19 protein-coding genes are annotated in these 19,777 nt (G+C 44.6%); 12 read left to right on the top strand and 7 right to left on the bottom strand.

The features are described from left to right. Position 1: 1 nt before the first annotated feature. On the top strand, positions 2 to 1,372 hold the full coding sequence (locus LACSTY_RS11940; RefSeq protein WP_087912817.1) for an HlyD family secretion protein: 1,371 nt from the start codon (positions 2 to 4) through the stop codon (positions 1,370 to 1,372). 144 nt (positions 1,373 to 1,516) lie between these two features. Here LACSTY_RS11940 and LACSTY_RS11935 read toward each other — a convergent pair whose 3' ends face one another. Then, complete coding sequence (locus tag LACSTY_RS11935; protein ID WP_087912816.1) at positions 1,517 to 2,974, bottom strand: ISNCY family transposase; 1,458 nt, start codon at positions 2,972 to 2,974, stop codon at positions 1,517 to 1,519. A 228-nt stretch (positions 2,975 to 3,202) separates the two neighbouring features. On the opposite strand from LACSTY_RS11935, the gene rplM reads away from it, so the two are divergent. The 5 genes from rplM (at position 3,203) to LACSTY_RS11910 (ending at position 6,331) form a co-directional block, all read left to right on the top strand. After that, positions 3,203 to 3,649, top strand: a complete 447-nt coding sequence (rplM, locus tag LACSTY_RS11930; RefSeq protein ID WP_005686771.1) for a 50S ribosomal protein L13 — start codon at positions 3,203 to 3,205, stop codon at positions 3,647 to 3,649. A gap of 13 nt (positions 3,650 to 3,662) precedes the next feature. Further along, a complete protein-coding gene (gene rpsI, locus LACSTY_RS11925; RefSeq protein ID WP_010492533.1) occupies positions 3,663 to 4,055 on the top strand; it encodes a 30S ribosomal protein S9 in 393 nt (130 codons plus the stop codon). A 235-nt stretch (positions 4,056 to 4,290) separates the two neighbouring features. Continuing rightward, positions 4,291 to 4,881, top strand: a complete 591-nt coding sequence (locus LACSTY_RS11920) for a type IV toxin-antitoxin system AbiEi family antitoxin domain-containing protein (RefSeq protein ID WP_087912815.1) — start codon at positions 4,291 to 4,293, stop codon at positions 4,879 to 4,881. Continuing rightward, positions 4,878 to 5,732, top strand: a complete 855-nt coding sequence (locus LACSTY_RS11915) for a nucleotidyl transferase AbiEii/AbiGii toxin family protein (RefSeq protein ID WP_087912814.1) — start codon at positions 4,878 to 4,880, stop codon at positions 5,730 to 5,732. The genes LACSTY_RS11920 and LACSTY_RS11915 overlap by 4 nt, the downstream gene beginning before the upstream one ends. 332 nt (positions 5,733 to 6,064) lie before the next feature. Further along, entirely contained in the window at positions 6,065 to 6,331 is a 267-nt protein-coding gene (locus tag LACSTY_RS11910; RefSeq protein WP_087912813.1) for a hypothetical protein, read from the top strand. A gap of 51 nt (positions 6,332 to 6,382) precedes the next feature. Here the strand turns inward: LACSTY_RS11910 and LACSTY_RS11905 are convergent, their stop codons facing one another. Next, positions 6,383 to 6,997, bottom strand: a complete 615-nt coding sequence (locus tag LACSTY_RS11905) for an RloB family protein (protein WP_087912812.1) — start codon at positions 6,995 to 6,997, stop codon at positions 6,383 to 6,385. Then, a complete protein-coding gene (locus LACSTY_RS11900; protein WP_087912811.1) occupies positions 6,997 to 8,277 on the bottom strand; it encodes an AAA family ATPase in 1,281 nt (426 codons plus the stop codon). The genes LACSTY_RS11905 and LACSTY_RS11900 overlap by 1 nt, the downstream gene beginning before the upstream one ends. Before the next feature lie 394 nt (positions 8,278 to 8,671). On the opposite strand from LACSTY_RS11900, the gene LACSTY_RS11895 reads away from it, so the two are divergent. The 4 genes from LACSTY_RS11895 (at position 8,672) to LACSTY_RS11880 (ending at position 12,538) form a co-directional block, all read left to right on the top strand. Continuing rightward, the gene (locus tag LACSTY_RS11895; RefSeq protein ID WP_087912810.1) at positions 8,672 to 8,989 is read left to right on the top strand and encodes a hypothetical protein; all 318 of its coding nucleotides are present in this window, start codon (positions 8,672 to 8,674) and stop codon (positions 8,987 to 8,989) included. A gap of 284 nt (positions 8,990 to 9,273) precedes the next feature. Then, positions 9,274 to 9,618 (top strand): YxeA family protein, encoded by a 345-nt coding sequence (locus LACSTY_RS11890; protein WP_087912809.1) that lies wholly within the window; start codon positions 9,274 to 9,276, stop codon positions 9,616 to 9,618. Between the two features lie 334 nt (positions 9,619 to 9,952). Beyond that, positions 9,953 to 10,711: an ABC transporter ATP-binding protein gene (locus LACSTY_RS11885; protein WP_049170238.1), complete on the top strand. Its 759-nt coding sequence runs from the start codon at positions 9,953 to 9,955 to the stop codon at positions 10,709 to 10,711. A 12-nt stretch (positions 10,712 to 10,723) separates the two neighbouring features. Then, on the top strand, positions 10,724 to 12,538 hold the full coding sequence (locus tag LACSTY_RS11880) for an FtsX-like permease family protein (protein WP_039639980.1): 1,815 nt from the start codon (positions 10,724 to 10,726) through the stop codon (positions 12,536 to 12,538). A gap of 129 nt (positions 12,539 to 12,667) precedes the next feature. On the opposite strand, the gene LACSTY_RS11875 is transcribed toward LACSTY_RS11880, so the two are convergent. From LACSTY_RS11875 to LACSTY_RS11865, 3 genes are all read right to left on the bottom strand, one after another. Beyond that, positions 12,668 to 13,486, bottom strand: a complete 819-nt coding sequence (locus LACSTY_RS11875; protein ID WP_087912808.1) for a Cof-type HAD-IIB family hydrolase — start codon at positions 13,484 to 13,486, stop codon at positions 12,668 to 12,670. A gap of 270 nt (positions 13,487 to 13,756) precedes the next feature. Continuing rightward, a complete protein-coding gene (locus LACSTY_RS11870; protein ID WP_087912807.1) occupies positions 13,757 to 14,494 on the bottom strand; it encodes a hypothetical protein in 738 nt (245 codons plus the stop codon). Between the two features lie 428 nt (positions 14,495 to 14,922). Next, the gene (locus LACSTY_RS11865) at positions 14,923 to 16,161 is read right to left on the bottom strand and encodes a YncE family protein (RefSeq protein WP_191981859.1); all 1,239 of its coding nucleotides are present in this window, start codon (positions 16,159 to 16,161) and stop codon (positions 14,923 to 14,925) included. A 257-nt stretch (positions 16,162 to 16,418) separates the two neighbouring features. On the opposite strand from LACSTY_RS11865, the gene LACSTY_RS11860 reads away from it, so the two are divergent. Beyond that, entirely contained in the window at positions 16,419 to 16,895 is a 477-nt protein-coding gene (locus tag LACSTY_RS11860; protein ID WP_025012590.1) for a Dps family protein, read from the top strand. Between the two features lie 167 nt (positions 16,896 to 17,062). On the opposite strand, the gene LACSTY_RS11855 is transcribed toward LACSTY_RS11860, so the two are convergent. After that, positions 17,063 to 18,253, bottom strand: coding sequence for a CPBP family glutamic-type intramembrane protease (locus LACSTY_RS11855; protein WP_087912805.1), 1,191 nt, complete (start codon positions 18,251 to 18,253; stop codon positions 17,063 to 17,065). A gap of 316 nt (positions 18,254 to 18,569) precedes the next feature. Here LACSTY_RS11855 and LACSTY_RS11850 point away from each other — a divergent pair, with 316 nt between their 5' ends. Continuing rightward, entirely contained in the window at positions 18,570 to 19,565 is a 996-nt protein-coding gene (locus LACSTY_RS11850; protein ID WP_087912804.1) for a Gfo/Idh/MocA family protein, read from the top strand. Positions 19,566 to 19,777 lie beyond the last annotated feature (212 nt).

The raw sequence follows: 19,777 nt of genomic DNA, 5'->3' as shown, positions 1-19,777 counted from the left end.
CATGAGTCAAAAGGAAAATCAATTGGTGACGGCTACTGATTTTACCCGGCGTTTCAAGCATTTTAAGCGTTGGATCGCTTTACCATTCATCGTGTTTATTTGTCTCCTCGTTCTGTTTTTGGCCTTTACCAAACAAGAAAAAGCCATTCAGGCAAATGGCACCGTGGCTACCAGTCAGCGAGGCCGGGCGCTTTATGTACAAGGCCCGGCGACTATCACCCGAGTCATGATGCAGTTCGGCCAAAGGGTTCGCAAAAATCAGCCTATTTTGGCTTATCGCGTAACCGCTGATACTGATCGAATTGACGATCTTGCCAGTCAGATAACCGACCTGAAAAAACAGCAAAAGCAATTGCAAGTTTTCGGACAAAGCGTTGATCAAAATAAGAATCTTTTTTCAAAAGCCGATCAATATGGCTATCAACAAGCGGTACAGACTTATTTAAACCAACGGCAAAAGGTGACGCAGACGTTATCTGGAAATGCGGCGGCGAGTGACAACCAGGCGCTTACTAACAAAAGGCAGGAAGTTAACCAGCTGCTGACAACGATAATCGCTCAGACGGCGACCGAAATCGGCCAGATTCAAGTTGCTGAAGCTGCCATTCATGGTCAAGGAAGTGTTGCCGCTGCCAATCCTTATGCTGGCTTTTATCAACATTACCAGCAGGCAGTCGCCACCGCAGATGCAGCGGAGAAGGCGGCCATTCAAACCCAAGATCTTGCCCAACTGCAAGGTCGATTAAATGATCGGCAAAAACAACTGGCTGCCTTGCAAGCACAGCAGCAAGAAAATCAACAAACGACAGGAACTGGTCAGGCCAGTGCAGAAACTTTGCTAACGACTTTGCAAACCATAACTGAACAAACGATCGTAGCAGACGCGAAACGCATCCAGCAAACCCTTGGAAAGCTTGAGGCAAAAGCCGATGACTTAAGGCACGCCAGCCAACCGCAAACCATTAAAGCACCAGTAACAGGGTTGATCTATTTTCGCCAGTCAGCGGTGGCTGATCAGCAAATCGTTGCTAAAAGACAGGTAATCGGCCGGATTTTACCTGAGCAAAATCACCAATCTTCAATCAGCTTCAACTTGAAGGTCGCAAAAAAGGACGTTTCTAGCGTTAAACGTGGTCAGCAGGTGCGTGTAAAAGTCGAACCAAATGCTGGGGACACACTTATACTTACCGGAAAAGTCACGCAGATACCATCAACAAACCAGCTGCAGCAAGGAGCCTTGCAGATAACGGTTCAGAGTCGGGTTAGTCAATCGCAACTTGCCCGGCTTCATGACGGAATAACGGTACATGCTTCGATTGTTACCGGCTCGCAATCTTCCTGGCAGGCATTGGTGCGGAAGCTTGGGGTCTAACGGCAGAAGTTTTGTGATGATGCTAAAAACCCACCGACAAACTCGCTTGTGTTGTAATTTAACATTGACTGTCAAGCGATTTTCGACTTTGACAGTAAATTCCATAAAACATGCGTCCGAAAACTGGACGCGAGATGATCCTGATTAGACTTGAATCGCTTGTGAATTCTTGTATGGATATCGATCGGCGACCAACTGTTTAACCCTTGTCCTGTTAATGCCAAGAGAATCAAGGTAATCGCGATAGTTGGCGCGGCGCCACGGATGCGTAATTGCCGGGATTTTCTTGGTTCGTTTAGGAGTTGGTGCCGCAGCTGGCGTAAGATCGAATTTGGCTGACATGAACTGTTCTTTTGGCACACAGAAAAGATCGTACACCTGGTCATCATCAGTGGTCATATAAAGTCTGCCCGTGAAGCTTTTGATGACTAAGACCTTTGTATGCGGGGGTAAATAAACCAATTCGCCATTCCGGTGTGGCAGATAGCGTTTGTTATCAAAGCGAACACAATGTCCGTGGCCGATGCTGCGTTCATTGGCAATGATCAAAATATTGTCAATTTCCTTGGGTGTTAGTTGCTTATCAAACACCGACATGCTACTTTTGATGGTAGATGCGAAGCGGTCATTGTAACGCTTGATAAAGCCGACCAAAAACCGATTGGCATCTGCGATTGTGGTGATGTTATGCAACCGCAGTTCACTTGTGAGCCGATCTTGAAAAGTCTCCGGAAGACGTTCTATACGGCCTTTGGCTTGCGGAATACTGGTGACCGAAAGTTCTGTTCCAAGTGTCTGGCAGGCATAACCGAAACGTGTAAGAGGGTTCTCGGTCGAAGGTGAGCCCTCTTTTTTGTTGCTGTTAAACACGGTGCGCCGATCCGTTAGGAATTCTGCTGGAGCGCCATAATCGCGAAGGACTTGGGCAAACACATGATAATAGCCGCTGAGTGTTTCTTGTTTGGCAAAGTAGCCGCCGACAACGTTCCCGGACTGATCATCAATGGCTGCGTGTAAGGTGGTTTTTTGAGTGCCAAACCAATACTCCCAGGAAGCATCCATTTGTACCTGTTCACCAGAATAATGTTTCCGAGGACGTTCTGGATGGGCTTTGATGTTTTCAACGACTTCGATGGCTGACAAGGTGGCTTCATCACGTTTGGATAGGAGCTTGGACTTCTTTTCTTTTTCTTTTAACTCACGCTTGACTCGGCGCTTGGTGGCTTTATGGGCTTTGGGTGACAGAATGTGGTGGTGTCTGAATAAGAGCCGGAGTGAGGATTCGGAGATGGCGATTTGTTCGGCAGTGGTTAAGAACTCGTGAAAATGGGCGATGTTGAATCCGGCATACTTGTTGGTGTACAGACGAATGATCTGGCGTTCGAGTTGCGCGTTGCGTTTGTTGGCGGGCTCACGACCGGCATTGCCATGGATAAAGCCGTCTTTGCCTTGTTGCTTGTAAAGCTTGATCAATCGGTAGATGGTTCGTTCGGAGCGCTTGAGCTTAACGGCTGCGCGTTGCACGGAGGTCTTACCATTGACCACTGCTTTGATGACTCGGTAACGTTCTTCTTCTTTCACTGTTAAGACAACCTTCTTCATGTGATTCCTCCTAGATGTATCTTCTAAGAGGTTACAGTTTTTGTGACACTTTGGCTAACTGCTTACTTAAGACAATATCGCTTGCGATCGACACTCGCTTGTGTTGTAATTTAACATTGACTTGAGCCTGAATCGTTGGTATTCTAATAGCTGGTATTGTTTGCCCCACGATAAGCCCCGGAAACTTAACGTGTTCAAACAAGCACAGAATTATGGAGGAAACAAATCGTGCGTACAACATTTTTGGCTAAGCCAGGTGAAATCGAACGTAAATGGTATGTGATTGACGCAACGGATATCGCGTTGGGTCGTCTGTCATCTGTCGTTGCTTCGATCTTGCGTGGTAAGAACAAGCCGCAATTCACCCCAAACGTTGATACCGGTGACAATGTGATCGTTATCAATGCTTCCAAGCTAAAGTTGACTGGCAAAAAAGCCTCAGACAAGATTTACTATCGTCACAGTCAGCATCCAGGTGGTTTGAAACATGAAATTGCTGGGGATCTCTTGCGGGACAACCCGGCACGTCTGGTTGAATATTCTGTTAAGAAGATGCTCCCGACCAAGAATACACTTGGCCATCAGCAATTCTTGAAGCTTCATGTCTATGCTGGGGAGGAACACCCGCATTTGGCACAGAAGCCAGAAGTACTCGACATTTCAAACTTAATCTAAGGAGGCAATTACTGTGGCACAAGTACAATACGCAGGTACAGGTCGTCGCAAGAACTCCGTTGCCCGGGTCCGTTTGGTCCCCGGCACCGGCAAGATCACGATGAACGGTAAAGACGTTCGCGACTACCTTCCATATGAAAACCTGATCACCGATTTAACTCAGCCATTTGGCATCACCGAAACCACTGGCAGCTACGACGTTCTTGTTAACGTCAATGGCGGCGGCTTCTCTGGCCAAGCTGGCGCAACTCGTCACGGCATTGCCCGTGCCCTGTTGACCGTTGATCCTGACTTCCGCGGCCCACTTAAGAAGGCCGGCATGCTGACCCGTGACCCTCGTATGAAGGAACGGAAGAAGTATGGTTTGAAGAAGGCTCGTAAAGCTTCACAATTCTCCAAGCGTTAATCATTCGATCAATATTTGGAGCATCGACACTTTCCCGAAGTTTGGGGAGGTGTTTTTTTGTGGCAAACAAATGCACCAAAGCTTTACGATGCGCTTGGATATGGATAATGGCAGTGTTTCTGACGATGAAATGACAAAATGTGTATTAGTAGGAGAGTCAGTCGATCTTTAATTAACTAACACATTCAAACACAGTTTCATGCTATAATGGTGTTTGAATGTGGGAGATGAGGATATGCGATTTGATCCTATAAGAAAAATACTAGAAACAAATAACGGGCAAGTTACTCGCCGACAAGTTGACCAGGCTGGACTTGACCCACATATACTTGTGGAACTAACTAGATCTGGAAAGTTGGAACGAGTAGATCGGGGTGTGTACATCGATCCAGCTATTTTTGAAGATGACATGTATATTTTACAGTACCGGTTTAGCAAAGGAATTTTTTTTAAAGATACAGCATTGTTTTTACATGACATGATTGATCGGACGCCGGGAACGTATGAGATGAATTTCCCGCAGGACTATCATCCAACTAAGATTGATCAGTATCCAGTCAAGGTCTACCGACAAAAAAACGCGTGGTATGAACTCGGTGTAGAACTTGTTAAAAGTCCAGGGCAGCATATGGTACGAACTTATAATATTGAACGTACATTGTGTGATATTCTAAGAACGCGCGATCGATCTGATGCAGAAACCATTCAACAAGCGATGGTATCGTTTTCAAGGATGAAGCATAAGAATTTGCATCGCTTAAGTGAATATGCGGATATTTTTAATGTGAAAGATAAGATCAGACCCTATATGGAGGTGCTTTTATGAAACTTGGCTTCAATAATGGTCAGCAGTTTAAGACAAAAGTTAGAAACCTAGCTAGGCAAAACCACATTGACCCGCAGCTATTGATGCAGGAGGTTGTGTTGGACGAGATTGTCTACAGAATTTCTAGATCAAGATATCGCGATAACTTGATTCTAAAGGGCGGGTTCTTGATTGCCTCTATGTTGGGTGTTGATACCCGTTCCACACGTGATATTGACACATCAATCAAGGGGTTGCCAGTGACTAAGGATGAGGTATTTAAGGTTTTCTCGGAAATTGCAGATATGAATGATCTTGATAGTGACATTGCGATTCAAATCATTAAAATTAATGAAATCCGTGTTGCAGCTGACTATGCAGGTTTTCGCATTCAGGTGTTGGCTAAGATCTTTGCCAGTGAGATTGTCACTAAGATTGATGTTTCAACGGGGGATGTGATTACGCCGCGTGAAATTTCGTGGCACCATCGTACCATATTCAACGATCAGGATATTACAATCATGGCATATAATGTCGAGACAATTCTATCGGAAAAGTTGGAGTCATTGGTAGCCAGAAAAGACTTGAATACAAGGCTCAAGGATTATTATGATTTGTACTTATTTGATAAAGTGCAAATTCAAAACATTGATTTTGCAACATTAAAATCAGCGTTATGGGCGACTGCTAAGCTCCGAGGAACGGAGATGTTGTTGCCGAATTACATATCAACTATTGAGTCTCTTCGGGTCAATAATAGCCTGAAAATCTTGTGGAAGAAGTATCAAGAACGTAACGAGTATGCATGCGGTATAAAGTTTGAGGCCACGTGTGATGCCGCCATTGATTTGGTTAGTCGTGCTGAGATATAGGTTGTAGAAGATGATCGAACGCACTCGCCCACACATTCAAACATAGTCCAGCATGTTTGAACGTGTGCACGTGCTCAGTTGGTCAGATAAGCGCCGCTCTGTGTCATCTAGCAAAGAGATGGTGGTCAACAACCTTGAAACTTCAATTCCTCCGAACACGGGCATATGCCGTCATTTTACACAGTTGTTATCGGAGTGTGTGTAAAACGGCGGTATATAACTTGAAAAAGTAAAAGGGTCTCTTGACCAGCCATGGTAGGGAGAATATCTCAAATTTAACAAAATTGATTTTTGATATGTAGCCTAATTCAGACAAAACAAGGGAGCATGACATGTTCACGCTTTTACTCGGTTTTCTTTTAGCTTTTAACGGTTGCGTGTTTATCGCTGCCTACTTTAAGCTTCGTGAAAACGATACTCGCGAGATACTTGAAGTTTCACCATTTGGTATCGTCCTGTTTGTCTTATTGGCAGGAGAAGTTGCTAAGCTCCTTGGCGTAAACAATCCTTACCGCCGCGCTTCGTTAGTGGGTGGCATTGTTTTGATGCCTACTTCGCTTGTCTTAATTGCGATAGGACTGGGAGAAATTATGGCTTAAGGTCTTTCATTTCGGACTTTGCTTGTAAAACGGCCATTTAGTGCCTGGTTTTTAAAATTCGGTAACGTCAAATATTTCTTGAATCGCATGGTTCATATTTGTGAAAGGATCATTTAGGAAAAGCGGTTCAGAATATCCATTTTCTAGAGCATCAGCATTCATCTTAGCTGTTTTCACCTTGTCATAAAGAAGGTCATCGTAAGGCTTTCCCTTAAAACGTTCGTAATTTGTGTTGAAGAAAGCAGGACCTGACAGAATACTGTTTAACTTAGTTGGCGTGTATGGGCGCCGGACGGATTGAAAATGCATCAAGATCCAGATTTCAAGATTGACATTTGAGAAAATGATAGACATGTTGTGTTGCATGGCGAACCTGCGACAATCCGCAATTTCACTTGGGCCTAAACTGTCTCTATCAAATACGACATAGACTTCTTCTGCCTGCTCATTGTTTTTTAGCCGCTGAACTTTTTGGAAGGCTTTTTTAAGTAGCGACATGCCACTCAGGCCAACGGAAGTGATGACCAATTTAGGTGAGTGGACGTGTACATTGGCTGCATGATACTTTCTTTTTAACATTTTGAAATAAGCTTTTTCTGACTCGCCTTCGCAGTAAATTGCGATGATCTTTTTATAAGGTATCTTCCGTGATTTTCGGGGCATCATTACTTCCTCGTTGGTGGATTGCTGGCATTTAATGCGTTGAGCATCTCGTCGACATCAATTTGCGGCAGGGAGCCGAATCGGCCTTCAATATAGCGCTTCATATATTGAACGTCATGGCGGGCTGTGTTTTTACTGTCCTTGAAATCAAAAACAGAGTAAAGCGAACTTCTGCCTTGAAAATCTTTCTCAACCAAATAAATTTGATCCGTTCGCAATTCTGAATTGAGCAGTTGCAGTTCGTGGGTGGTCAAAATGAACTGGTTTCTATTTTGCTTAGAGTTGAAGATTTCGATTAACGCTTTTGATAATTCGAAATGTAGGGAATCATCAAATTCGTCGAAGAGAATTGTTTTACCATTGCCGTTAAGATGGGCATTGATGATAGAGAGTGCAATCAGAAAAATCTTTTGGGTGCCCCGTGATTCTTGAGTAAGTGGGATTTCCTCAGTGCCAATAACGTTGCCGTTATCATCGTATTGTTTGTGGGAAGCATAGAGTTCTTTTCGAGTATCAGGAAGGTCAATCTCTGGTTGCAAAGTCGCCATGATTTTTTTGATCTCTTCCGGGAGGCTCAAAGGAATATCTCTGACTTTAACATCAACAATATTGAAGTCAGCAAAGCGAAGAAAGCGTAGAAATTCATTTTTGATTCGTTTGTCATCCATTAACTCGGTTAGCTGGTCAGGAATAATGTTCTTGCTATTGACGAAAACAAGATCCTTTTGAAACCATTCGAGAACTGTAATTGCCGCGGAAATATTTGCCTTTTGTGCATTGAAAAGAAAAAGTGAGTTCTTTTTGGTATTTGCGGCAACTTTCTTAAGCTCCTCATCCAGCACCGGATAATTTTGACCCTCCCTAGCAAAAATCGTCCGTTCAGTTGTTTTGAGAACCTGGGTTAGTTTCTCGGCAACGATTGCTTTGGAAACGTAAGAGAAGGAATATTGAAAGGTTTGATTTCCATAATTGAATTTAACTTGAAATTTGGTCGGTGTTTTGGCATTAAGCGGATTTAACCTAAATGGATTATACGGCAATGATGTAGTGATTTTATCAGGGTCGTTTAAGACCATGGATCGCATCAATTTAAGTGCATTGATGATATTTGTCTTGCCAGAGCCGTTTGGACCAATAATTATGAGATTTTTTAGCAGCGAACTGTTGTTTTCCCTGATGGTATTGGTTTCCTTGAGGCGGCTGAGACGTTCACCTGTTTCAGCTGAAAGGATCATTTCGTCTTTGATAGAAGTAGCATTCTGGACGGAAAATTCAATAAGCATGATGGTAACCCTCCTTTGTGCTTTATATAGGCAGTATATCATGGTTAGATTGAAAAGTATTAGCAGATGCATAAAAAGTGTGAACTGCAATTCGTGGCTCTTTACGTGCAACTTTTATTATCTAATTTAGCGAGATATTTATGAGAGTTATCTTCGTTATGACATTCATCAGTTCACGCTTTTATGTGTTTAATGTCATTATGGAGGTGTCTTTCAGTGTGAGATACTACAATGAGATCATGAATCATTTGCCTCATGCACTGCCGTAAAACGTTCCCTATAGCGTGACAATCACAAACAAAAATCCGCCATCCTCTTCATATTCGTAATTAACAAAGACCATGTTAAAATGATAACAAGTACGGTCTCTCAATTAACCAAAGAAGGCGGAAGTTTGAATCATGATACATTCAAAGAATATGTGATATCCCATTGCCATGCTGTACGTGATTTTCGGCGACGCGCGGTTGTCTACCAGCGGCTGAAGCACGCGCAGGGATGCGCGGCGGACCAGCGAGATCCCGTGATAGAAGAAAAGGCTGTTGAGGCGATGGTGGAGCGGTTTGTGTGCAGCGCTTATTGCAACTTGAAACGCTACATTAAAGAAGAGGATCAAGACTCGCGGCAGGCTTGGATTACTTTCATCGAACAGCAAGACGTCTTGGCTAGCTTGGAGGCAAGTGCCAGCCAGATAGTTTTGCACGACGAGTGAGTGAAGGTTAGCTGTGCTTTGTTGACGGTCAATTAGCATTCAAGTGGTCAGCATATGCCCGCTGGTGCGCCGCGCTATTGATCTGCACGGATTTTTTTCCTGTCGAAAAGTCGTAAAAGTGAACTTGCTTACAAACCCGTTAGTTACGCCTTGTGATTTGTTAGACAATTCTATTTCCAACATAAACGCCCCCTTGATAAACTGTCTGAAAGCCTGACAGCTATGGAAACAAGCATCTCTTTGAATAGCTGGCGGCTGGAAATTAAAAAAGGGGCGAAACGACATTGAAAAAAATGCTAATAGGATTGGTTGTCCTGATTGTGTTGGGATTCGGTGCCACGAAAGCTTATCAACATTTTAGCTACGGCGGTCCGAGCTACTATACGAAGATTACGGAAAATGGTAAAGAATCAAATGACAGTGAAGGCAACAAGATGTTTGACTATAAGCTGACCGGTTATGATGAGAAGGGTCAAGCAAAGCAACTTAAGTTTAAAGTTTATCGTGACCGGCCTTTGAAGATGAATGCGTACCTAAAAATGACTTACAACAAAAATCGCGGCGTTACCCGCTGGCAAAGTGTTCCGTCTAAAGATGTGCCAAAAGCGGCAAGAGAGAAATTAGATTAAGCGACTGCTCTTTGGTCAATAGCGCGAGTATTAAGAAGCGACAAGGTTTCGGTTGATGGGATTTAAAAGATCAAAGCCTTGTTTTTCTTTTGCCACGATATGCTCATTGATACACGACTGCCTCCTCATTAACAGGCGGTACACCAGCAACTTTCTTGTCGCAGCTGTCGGAACAGTCGTAGGTGCAAAAAATCAGAAGTAAAGAAAAGTTAAAGTGGCTTACAAAGACGTTAGCTTGAAAAGGTTGTTTGTTAGCCCATTATCAGGAAATGCCGGTCTAGAGCCGGTATGATGACATTATTCAAAAAAGCAAACACGCAAATGGAGGATTATCATGGACAAACAACCAGTTGTAACGGTTGAAAATGTGACCAAAACTTATGGCAAACGCGGTGAAAAGCAGACGCCAGCATTGAAAGGTGTTAGTTTCCAGGTTGAACCCGGTGAATTCGTTGGCATCATGGGGGCGTCTGGTTCAGGGAAGACGACCTTGTTGAACATTCTCAGTACGCTTGACCGCCCAACTTCTGGTGCTGTTCGCATTAAAGGCGAAGATGTGACTAAGTTAAAAGGCAATGCACTTTCGGATTTTCGGGCCAAGAAAATCGGCTTCATTTTCCAGGACTTCAATTTATTGGAGAACCTGACAGGCCGGGAAAATATTGCCTTGCCGCTGGCGCTACAGAATGTCAGTGCCAAAAAGCAACAGGCAGCGGTTGATCAAATTGCGGCAACGCTTGGCATTGCCGCGGTGTTGGATCATTATCCGACCGAGTTATCCGGCGGCCAAAAGCAACGGGTGGCCGCGGCACGGGCCTTGGTTCAACAACCGGACATTTTGTTTGGGGATGAACCGACAGGCGCCTTGGACTCCAAAGCAGCGCGCGAGTTGCTAGACACAATGGATGATTTAAATAAGAATCACGGGGTTTCGATTTTACTCGTGACGCATGATCCGTTTTCAGCGAGTTATGCAAGTCGGATTCTTTTCATTAAAGACGGGCAAATCGGATCTGAGTTGGTGCATGGGGATAAGAGCCAAGAAGCGTTCTATCAGGAAATCCTGGAAACACTTGGCACATTTCAAAAATAAGGAGCGGCATCTATGTTAAGCAAACTTGCACTTGGCGGCTTAAAGAACCGCTTCCGCGACTATGCGGTGCTATTTTCTGGACTGGTGATTGCCAGTGCCGTCTTTTATATGTTCATGGCGCTGGCAACGAACACCAGCTTCTTAAAACAAAATTCGCCGATTAGCTACACGCCGTTTATTTTTGGCTTTGGGGCAGTGTTGCTGGCGATCATTACGTTTGTCTATATTGTTTACGCCAACAGTTTCCTGCTGAGCATGCGGCAGCGCGATTATGCGATGTTTATGATGCTCGGGGCAAAAGGGCGTAAAATCGGACAGCTCATTTTTCTTGAAACAGTTGCGATTGGGATTTTCGCAACGTTTGCGGGCGTTTTAATTGGGTTAGTCGGCACCAATTTTATTGGTAAATGGTTGATTAATGCCCTGCACGCCCAAGCAACCGGCTTCTCAGCTATCTGGGTACCGGCGATTTTATGGACGTTCGGATTCTTCGTTGTCTTGTTCATTTTATCGGCGATTTACAATACGGCTAAGTTGCTAAAAATGCCGATGATGCGGCTATTGCGGCAAGCGCAAACGCCGAATCGGGTTAAACAGAAGAAGATCTTTTTCGCTTTGCAAATCGTATTAGGCTTAATTTTACTGGCGATTGGCTATTACTGTATGGGTAATGCGCTTCATATTGGCATTAAAGCCATCCCGACTGCATTGGTTACCATCGTGATGGGGACATATTTCTTATTCAACGCTGTCTTTGTGGCCTTGATTGCCTTGTTGAAGCGCAACCATTCCTTTGCTTCCAAACAGCTGCACACTTTTACATTGTCGCAATTGAGTTTTCGGATTCGCGACTATACACGGATCCTGTCCGTTGTATCCATTTTGGTAGCCTTGGCATTAGGGGCGATCACTGTTGGACTAGGGTTTACCCACGATATTCCGGTGCTGGCAAGTCAATACACCGCTTATGATTTGACGGTTGCATCACCAAATGCCCAAACGCAAGCTGAGATCAAAAAGCTGCAAGGCGTCACGGAGAAGCAGCAGTATACGCTCAAGTCAGATGCCAAAACGGTTTATATCAGCCAGCGTGCACTTGACGCTCATCCGTTAAAGGTTCAGATCCGTGATCAGAGTAGGAGTGGCAAGTTGCGCTCGGTCACGTTAACAAGCCGCAACTTTAACAAAATCGCAACGCAATACTCAGGCGCTATTGGGATCTTTATTGGTAATAACCGCGGAAAACAAATGCGGGTTGCAGATGACGCGACCTTTGCCAAACTCGGGAATGCCGAAACATTGACGACATTTAGAGTCAAAAACTTCAACCAAAATTATGACACCATTGAAAAGATTATAAACTTGCAAAATAAACAGTATCCCAAGCTGTGGGGACATGAAAGCGATCAGAAATTCGTGTCGTATTCCATTCTCAATGGGATGTACTCTGGCCTTGCCTTTATGGGCTTCTTCTTAGGGCTGTCGTTCTTGGCAATGTTGGCTTCGACCTTGATGTTTAAGATTTTATCCGGCGCTAACTACGACAAGCGCCGCTACCTGATGTTGCAGAAAATCGGCGCACGTCCCCAGGTGCTACGTCGCTCCATTCGGCAAGAAATCGGCGTGCTCTTCCTTCTACCAGGTATCGTCGGCATGATCCATGTTTTGTTCGGATTACAATTGTTCAAAATGATTCTGCAGGCACCTTATGACAACCTAATCGTGCCGTTCGGCGTATTCATCGTACTTTATGGTTTATACTATCTGATCACCACTTGGATGTATCAGAGTATCGTGATCAACAAGGATCTGGCTACTAAAGGTTAAAACTGAGACTTGGTCCCAATCAGTCAGATCAACTATTAAGGGCGTTAGTTTTCGACTTAGGAAAACTAGCGCCCTTTTCGCGGTGTCTTTCACTTAATGATAGCTTTATCGCAAGCGTTGCGTTGATGTTCAGCGACTTTTGACGGCATGCCGTTGATCGGTTGTTATCAGTGTTTCCATAAACTTCAAAACGCCTTGTTCTTCGTTACTTGTCGTCGTGGCATCAGCGATAGCGGCCACACGCGGATCGGCATTGGCCATGGCCACACCTAAACCGACTTCTTGCAGCATCTCCAAGTCATTACCGCCGTCACCGAAGGCACACATTTCGGACAAGTCAATCCCAAGCTTTTGCCCAAGCAGCGCAAGCCCTTGCGCTTTGTTCACGTTTGGACGAATCAAATCAATGTCGCCGTGACCGCTGCTAGTCGGGGTCGCAACGCCAGCCAGCGCACTGCGCAATTCAGCAACAATCGCATCTGTACGCTCCGGTGGACAGCCGATGGAGAACTTAAGGATTTTGTCGTCGAGTTCATGGTAGTCATGTAGTAACGTCAGCTTAGGATAATATTTTCGCATGATTGCCAAATGACCTGGATCCATGGTGTCCAGTGTGTAGGCGCCGGCTTGACCACTGACGGAGATTTTTAAATCAGGAATCTGTTCAAGGTGCGTTAGGATCGGATGGATAATCGAGGGAGCAAAGGCATTCAGGGCATAAATGTGGTTGACATCGCGAATGTAGGCCCCATTTTCCGCGACAAAAATGGTTTCGGGATAGTCTTTAAAGAAAGACCGTAACTGAAAGTACTGGTTGCCGCTTGCGATGACCCAATAAATGTGGCGTGCTTGCAGCTGGTGATAGAGTCGGTCGAACCAGTTGCGATCGTAGCTCATGTCATCCCGCAAGAAAGTGCCATCCATGTCGGTTGCGATTAGTTTAATCATCATCAATCCTCCGTCAGTCTTGTGCGTTGATTCCGGCAGGTGACCGTTATCAACGTTGTTAACCAGCCATTTATCATTGAAAGTTGTTGTAGTTCTGCGTTGATACTTCTATGACAATAGTACCTTATTTGCCGATGATTAAGCTAGAGCCGACTTAACTCGGAAAGGCGGCTGATAAACAATCGCATTATTCATTAACCACTTTTTCAACTAAATAAAATTTGCAAATTTGTAATAGACTATATTCAAATTAGATAGGCACAGGCAAAACTAAACGCCGTCTGGATTGCGCCCTTTTTCCTTAACCGACTGCAACATATACCTATCTTCCCCAACGGCCTGCTTAGCGCCTTGTTGCCAAAGCCGCCCATTGACGTGATGCATCAATATCTTGGCAGTCTGATGATCCACCAGCACTGTGTGTTCATGCTGCGGATCGTCAGCTAACGGTGCGTGACCTGCGCTGATCCGCGCCAGTTGTTCCGTCACATCCATCAAAAGCCGACTGCCTGCCAAAATTTCCGAAAAATGCGCGGCATGATAAGTCGTCGGTAAAGTCATTTTCATATTCCCGCAAAATTTGACGGTAATGATCTGCTTGCCTCCGCGACGCTGAATGGCATGGTCAACTAGGTGATGGGAAGCAACCCAAATGACACTGCGATGATCAGGCGCAGATAACGGAATAAACGCATAGCCGGGACCGGCAAGCATCTTCGGCAACTTTTCAGCGTTACCATGATATAATTTCGTCACGATAACTTGATGTACCGATTGCGAATAAATAGATTCGTCTTCGTGATAACGGACAAAGCTTAAAGAGGTATTCGGCAACAGATAGTTGGCAGTTGCTGTTAGCGCCAGCATTTTCCCGGACAGAAAATTGGCTGGCAAGGGAAGAATCGCAATAATTTCCCTTAGCGGCAACTGTACGCCATCCGAAACCAAAGCCTCCGCGGCAAGTCGTTTAACGAAACATTCATGTTCTTCATTTATGGCTTCGTCCATAGAGCGTTATGTATAGCTTGAATATTATCGTAAACGTTTTCAAAAAGAAAGCCAAACGACTTACCGAGTTAACATATTGGTCCGCTTTAGAACGCTATCCATAGGAAAACTATTTGACGCGCGGCATTATCCGATTACTGCCACCTCAAGACAATCAAGCCAAGTTGGTGGTGATCAAGTTATGTATAGGTTGATCCAGCGTGAGCGGTAAACGTGAGACATCAAGTTAGGCGGTGGATAGTTGATCAGGCACAATGATCTTAGGATCGTTGTGTTTTTGTTCGCCGATCGATTTCCGTGACGCAGATGATGCCGTTAAAATTATCCGACTTAAAAATAAACAGTCGTAACCTCTCGCAGTCATTGAACTGACAAGTAGGTTACGGCTGTTTTATGATTTCCAATCACTAATGTTCAGGCAAAATGCTCTAAACGGTTAAAGGCAAGTACATGATCCGATCCATGTAATGCGGTCGGTGGAAGAACCAGCCTTCTTCACGATAAGCCTTTGCGCCACTTTCGAAGATAAGGAGCAACTCATTTTGATCAGGGTTAAAGCTGATTTCCTCAACTGAGTTCGGGACATTGATCATTTTATCGCCAGCTTTTGGGGATTTAAAATCTAACTTTTCCCACCCTTTATCCACGGCCATTCGGATCCAGATTTTGCCTGGCGCACTGCCGTTTGACTGGCTAAACAACGTCACGCCATCTTTGGCAATGGCAACGCCTTGCAGTCGATCCCACGCAGGATTGTAAGAGTTGATGATTTTCTTTTTGATGAGGGTTTTGAAAAGAATGTCTAACATTTGGGTCGTGCTTTTATGTTGCGTCTGCGGGGCGAGGTCGGTGACGATCTTGTCAAACTGTTTTTGTGTGATCGCATTTGGCAGGTTCTCGTCATTCAATGGCAAGGCAATCAGCGAGCGGCCAGTGGTTTTTTTGCCGTACTTCACCAAGACCAATTGATGGTTGTAAAGGGTCATGGCCGAGGTGCGGTTAGCCAGGTGGAATGGAATCCGCGTCGAGGCCAGCGGTGCCTGGTTGACTTGCGGCTGATAGGCGTCAATTTCGCGTTGTGCGGCATAACTGATCCCGGCACCGCCTGCTTTCGAATTGTCATCCGACCAAAGCAAACGCTGCTTGTCGAGATCGTAAGTAATCCCGCCGACATGTGCCTTGGAGCGCAAAATAAGCGTCTTATTGTAACGACCGGTTTTGGCATCAATTTCGATAATAATGGAGTTTAGCCGATGATCACCATCATACATGCTGACATAGAGCGCTTTTTTAGACTGAGTAACCCCTTGTGGCACCCAGTTAGTTCCAAAGGCCGCTTGCCGGGTTTTGTTGTCGATTGACCACGCGCCTCGCAACCCCGGGATCACCGCCATCTTCGTCTTCTTTGCCAAGTGCACACTAGACGACGGTTGCCGAATTTCGGTAATTCGTTTTTGTGCTTCACTTTCAGACTGCAAAGGCCGTGGATCCGCCTCCCATTTTTTGACGTCGGCAGGTTGATCAACCAGTTGCTGATAATGATAGTGGTCAATTAGCCACCACCCGCCGATAGCAAGCACTGCCACGCTCACAAGGGTTCCGATTGTCACCCAAATCCATTTTTTCAAAACACTCCGCTCCTCAGCTTTAAGATTGCTAATAAACATCTTTATTTATTGATGCCATAGTGGCGAAATCAAGTCAAACATTTTGCTGTAGCAGCACTTCGCCTTGATTTTTAGTTAATGGTTAGGATCAAATGTATTGAATAAATTTTTCCGAAAATGATTTTATTGTTCTGGAAAAGACTGATTGATAGTTGATGTTGGTTGTTCCGAGCTTTTTGCTAGAACCTCACAATTCCTCTGTGCCATAATGAAGTTGTTGTTGCAAACTATGTGCCAAACACAAGGAGGAATGATTGATGTCTGATGTTAAGTACCCGCAAACCATTGACCAGCTTAACCAATTGATTGCGGATTTGATGCAGCTTCAAACAAATGTGCAACAGATTCACTGGTATATGCGCGGGCATAACTTCTTTCGTCTTCACCCATTGATGGATGATTACAAAGATCAACTAGCCGAAGCGTTGGATGCAATTGCAGAGCGGCTCATTGCTTTAGGCGGCTCACCGTATGCGACCACCCATGAGTTTATCGAACATACTGGGTTGCCTGATGAAAAGGTGGCGTTTGGCCAGTACACGCTGGTGGAGTTAATGCAACGTCTCGTTAAGCAGTTTAAGTATTTGGCTGACCAGTATCAGAAAGCCATTGAAATCACCGATCAAGAGCGCGACTTTCCAACTCAAGACATGATCAACGGGTACAAAGAAGAAACGGACAAAAACATTTGGATGTTAAATGCCTACTTGGGAAAAGGCCCGCTGGATGACTAATTTGCCATAGCGGCTTTTGATAGTGACGACATAAAAACGCCGGCATGCGTTCCACACGTTTATGGTGGAAGGTATGTCGGCGTTTGACGTTATGTGGTTTTATTGGCGTAAATCTGGTTGAATTTGACGAATAGAAAACAGCTAACCATGGCAGAAACGCGCAAGGGTTAAATTGTTAACGCTCCCTGTTTCGGCATAATCCGATCCAGTGTCCATTGCATGGTTTGGCGCCGCTGTCCAGTCAACAGCCAAACGGTCAGCCCGATCATGACAACTTCCACAATGGCTTGGAATAAATAAACCGTTATTGATCCGGTGATTGAAGCTTCGGTGTTGCTGACAACCATGCTAAGAATATCGACCGCCGCGTGGACAAGCATCGGGATACTAAAGGAGCCAACGTAAAGATAAACGGCGGCGATAAACCAGCCGAAGACAACGGCAAACTGAATCTGCGAAAGTGTATCAAACCAATTTTGTTCCCCCAAAACATTAATCAGGTGGGAAGCACCAAACAACAGACCACTTATGAAGATGCTGCCCGATAATGCCAACCGATGTCTGCCCAACCAGACTAGCAGCAAAGTTAAGACCATATAACGGTACTCCCATTCCTCAGCAATACCCGGTTCAAGTCCTTGAGCAAACCAGTTAAAGGTTAGAGGGTTTGAATGCCAAGACCAGATGAACAGGCTTTGAAACGAATCGTTCGTGCTAAAAGCATTCCAGAGCGTAAAGTAAATAATAAAGACAACCAGAATAATCAAGACACTGGCTTGCATATTCGGGTTGAACCGCCAGCTTGGGAGCGGCAGGCCCCACTGATGCATCGCGATGGCGCCGACTAGCACTGAAACAATCGCTGCCAAAACGCCTGCTTCAGCAAAGCTCCAAAGCGGCGAAGCAAAAGCTGATTTAGTCAAGCCTTCAGTAAAAGTTGTTCCTGCGTAAATAACCATAAACGCAACCAGCATCGTGGTGATAACCCGCGTCAAATAATGCTGGTCCGGCGTGAATAGAACTTTTGCAAATGGAACATGAGCCAGTAAAATCAGCACCGCGATCAGAATCAAACTTAAATTGCCTGGCAAAACCCGCAAGAATTGCTGACCGCTGTAGAAAACAATAAGCGGATACACAATAAGTTGAATCAAAACAGCCAGCAGCTTGAGTAAGCGACTGATCCAGTGCTTGGGTGCCGAAATGGCGCTGACCAGTAACAAGCCACCTTCGATAATGGTTAAGACAAGCGCCCATAACCAGAACTGTGTGCCTTGGGCCGCTAGTAAATAACCGGCTGTTAATATAAGTCCCTGGACAAAGTACCACCAAAACCAGGGGGAACTGTATGCTTTCATGTGATTAAATACCTCCTGTTGTTGTTGGTATAAATGGTAGCACAAGTCTGTAGAAGAACGGTAAAATTAGGCATTGAATTCTTTATATTAAACATAGCGCCATGTGTTAGTAACCGTGTCGAAGCGTCATATTTATTAAAATATTTAACTACTTTTTGATCTTTGAATGCCTTGCTAGATCAAGAAGACGGTGCCAAATTAGCCAAGAACTTCAGTGCCGACTATCATTATAAAATATTGAATATAATAACTTTATTAAACGTTATTTTTGGGTTATGATGTAGGCTGTTACAACATATTTTGGAGGAGGGCTAAGATGATACATTACGGCCTTATCGGTACTAACCAGGCAACCGACGATTTTGTCCAGGCGGCGAGTATGACAAAGAAGTGGGAGCTTGGCGCTTTGTATGCTAATGATGTTGATCAGGCTGACAAATACGCTAATAAGTATGGTGCAAACCAAACTTTCTTCGACCTTGCTGACTTTTTTAAAAATGGCAATTTCGACACGGTTTTCATTGCTTCTCCTAATGCTGAACATTTTAGCCAGATTAAGCAAGCGATCGAGGCCGACAAGAATGTCATTGTGCAGCCACCAGCGTTAACCAATCCAGCTGAGTTCTCGGAAGTCGAGAAACTTTTGCTGGATCATCCCCGTGTCTTATTTTTTGAGGGAGCCTACCCAATTCATATGCCGAATTTCAAAAACATTGAAGCGGCTGTTGGCAAGATGGCTATGGTTCAAGGCGCAACTTTCGTGTCAATGCGTGAACGGCCGGCATACGATGCTATTTTAGAGGGCGGCAAACCTGAAGGATTTACTTTGGAATCCTATGGGGGCGCTTTACAGCAACAGGGGATTTATGCAGTTTATGCTGCATTAAAGCTGTTTGGTCGGCCAAGCTCAGCAACGTATTTTGCCACCGCTGTTGAAACTGGCGTTGATGGTGCGGGTGTTGCCTTTTTGCAATATGACCATTTTTACGTAACGCTTCACTTCGGATTTATCACCGATTCATATATGCCAACGGAAATTAACGGTCATCATGAGCTTATTCAGGTTGATGATCTAACCGAAATCCATCTGGTTCAGCATTATGACGCGCAAAAGAAAATTACCCCGCTGATGACGGCGGATTATACGTATCATTTTACTGGCGAGCTGTTAGACTTCACCGAGATTTTGGAACACCCATTTAAAGCCGAAAACCGAAAGCAATACGGGGAATGGTTGCAACTGGCAGAGGATGTCAATAACTTGGTGTATCATTTACGCAAAATGGTTGGCATCAAGTTTCCCACTGATTAGTAACGGTGCGCCATTTCGATGTTTTAACATTTGTGGATGGCAAAGATGAATGGCCCCCGCGTGACAAGTTTATTTATAATGTTGGGGTTCATGATTTTGCTGATAGTGTGGATATGTTATATTAAGTTTGTGCTATATGAGAATAGCTATTGTTATATCGTAATGTTTGGCTTGGGGAACGGATGAAAATTGAAGGATCCTAAATAGTTGAG

The sequence above is a fragment of the Lacticaseibacillus styriensis genome (assembly GCF_030770295.1).
GTDB lineage: Bacteria > Bacillota > Bacilli > Lactobacillales > Lactobacillaceae > Lacticaseibacillus > Lacticaseibacillus casei.
The sequence above is the reverse complement of the archived record's forward strand: the minus strand, read 5'-3'. Positions and strand labels throughout refer to the sequence as shown.

Bases quoted from the DNA above. Each gene is read 5' to 3' on its own strand.
- LACSTY_RS11940 (WP_087912817.1), top strand. From the start codon at position 2: ATGAGTCAAAAGGAAAATCAATTGGTGACGGCTACTGATTTTACCCGG.
- LACSTY_RS11935 (WP_087912816.1), bottom strand. From the start codon at position 2,974: ATGAAGAAGGTTGTCTTAACAGTGAAAGAAGAAGAACGTTACCGAGTC.
- LACSTY_RS11920 (WP_087912815.1), top strand. From the start codon at position 4,291: ATGCGATTTGATCCTATAAGAAAAATACTAGAAACAAATAACGGGCAA.
- LACSTY_RS11915 (WP_087912814.1), top strand. From the start codon at position 4,878: ATGAAACTTGGCTTCAATAATGGTCAGCAGTTTAAGACAAAAGTTAGA.
- LACSTY_RS11910 (WP_087912813.1), top strand. From the start codon at position 6,065: ATGTTCACGCTTTTACTCGGTTTTCTTTTAGCTTTTAACGGTTGCGTG.
- LACSTY_RS11905 (WP_087912812.1), bottom strand. From the start codon at position 6,997: ATGATGCCCCGAAAATCACGGAAGATACCTTATAAAAAGATCATCGCA.
- LACSTY_RS11900 (WP_087912811.1), bottom strand. From the start codon at position 8,277: ATGCTTATTGAATTTTCCGTCCAGAATGCTACTTCTATCAAAGACGAA.
- LACSTY_RS11885 (WP_049170238.1), top strand. From the start codon at position 9,953: ATGGACAAACAACCAGTTGTAACGGTTGAAAATGTGACCAAAACTTAT.
- LACSTY_RS11880 (WP_039639980.1), top strand. From the start codon at position 10,724: ATGTTAAGCAAACTTGCACTTGGCGGCTTAAAGAACCGCTTCCGCGAC.
- LACSTY_RS11875 (WP_087912808.1), bottom strand. From the start codon at position 13,486: ATGATTAAACTAATCGCAACCGACATGGATGGCACTTTCTTGCGGGAT.
- LACSTY_RS11870 (WP_087912807.1), bottom strand. From the start codon at position 14,494: ATGGACGAAGCCATAAATGAAGAACATGAATGTTTCGTTAAACGACTT.
- LACSTY_RS11865 (WP_191981859.1), bottom strand. From the start codon at position 16,161: ATGTTTATTAGCAATCTTAAAGCTGAGGAGCGGAGTGTTTTGAAAAAA.
- LACSTY_RS11860 (WP_025012590.1), top strand. From the start codon at position 16,419: ATGTCTGATGTTAAGTACCCGCAAACCATTGACCAGCTTAACCAATTG.
- LACSTY_RS11855 (WP_087912805.1), bottom strand. From the start codon at position 18,253: ATGAAAGCATACAGTTCCCCCTGGTTTTGGTGGTACTTTGTCCAGGGA.
- LACSTY_RS11850 (WP_087912804.1), top strand. From the start codon at position 18,570: ATGATACATTACGGCCTTATCGGTACTAACCAGGCAACCGACGATTTT.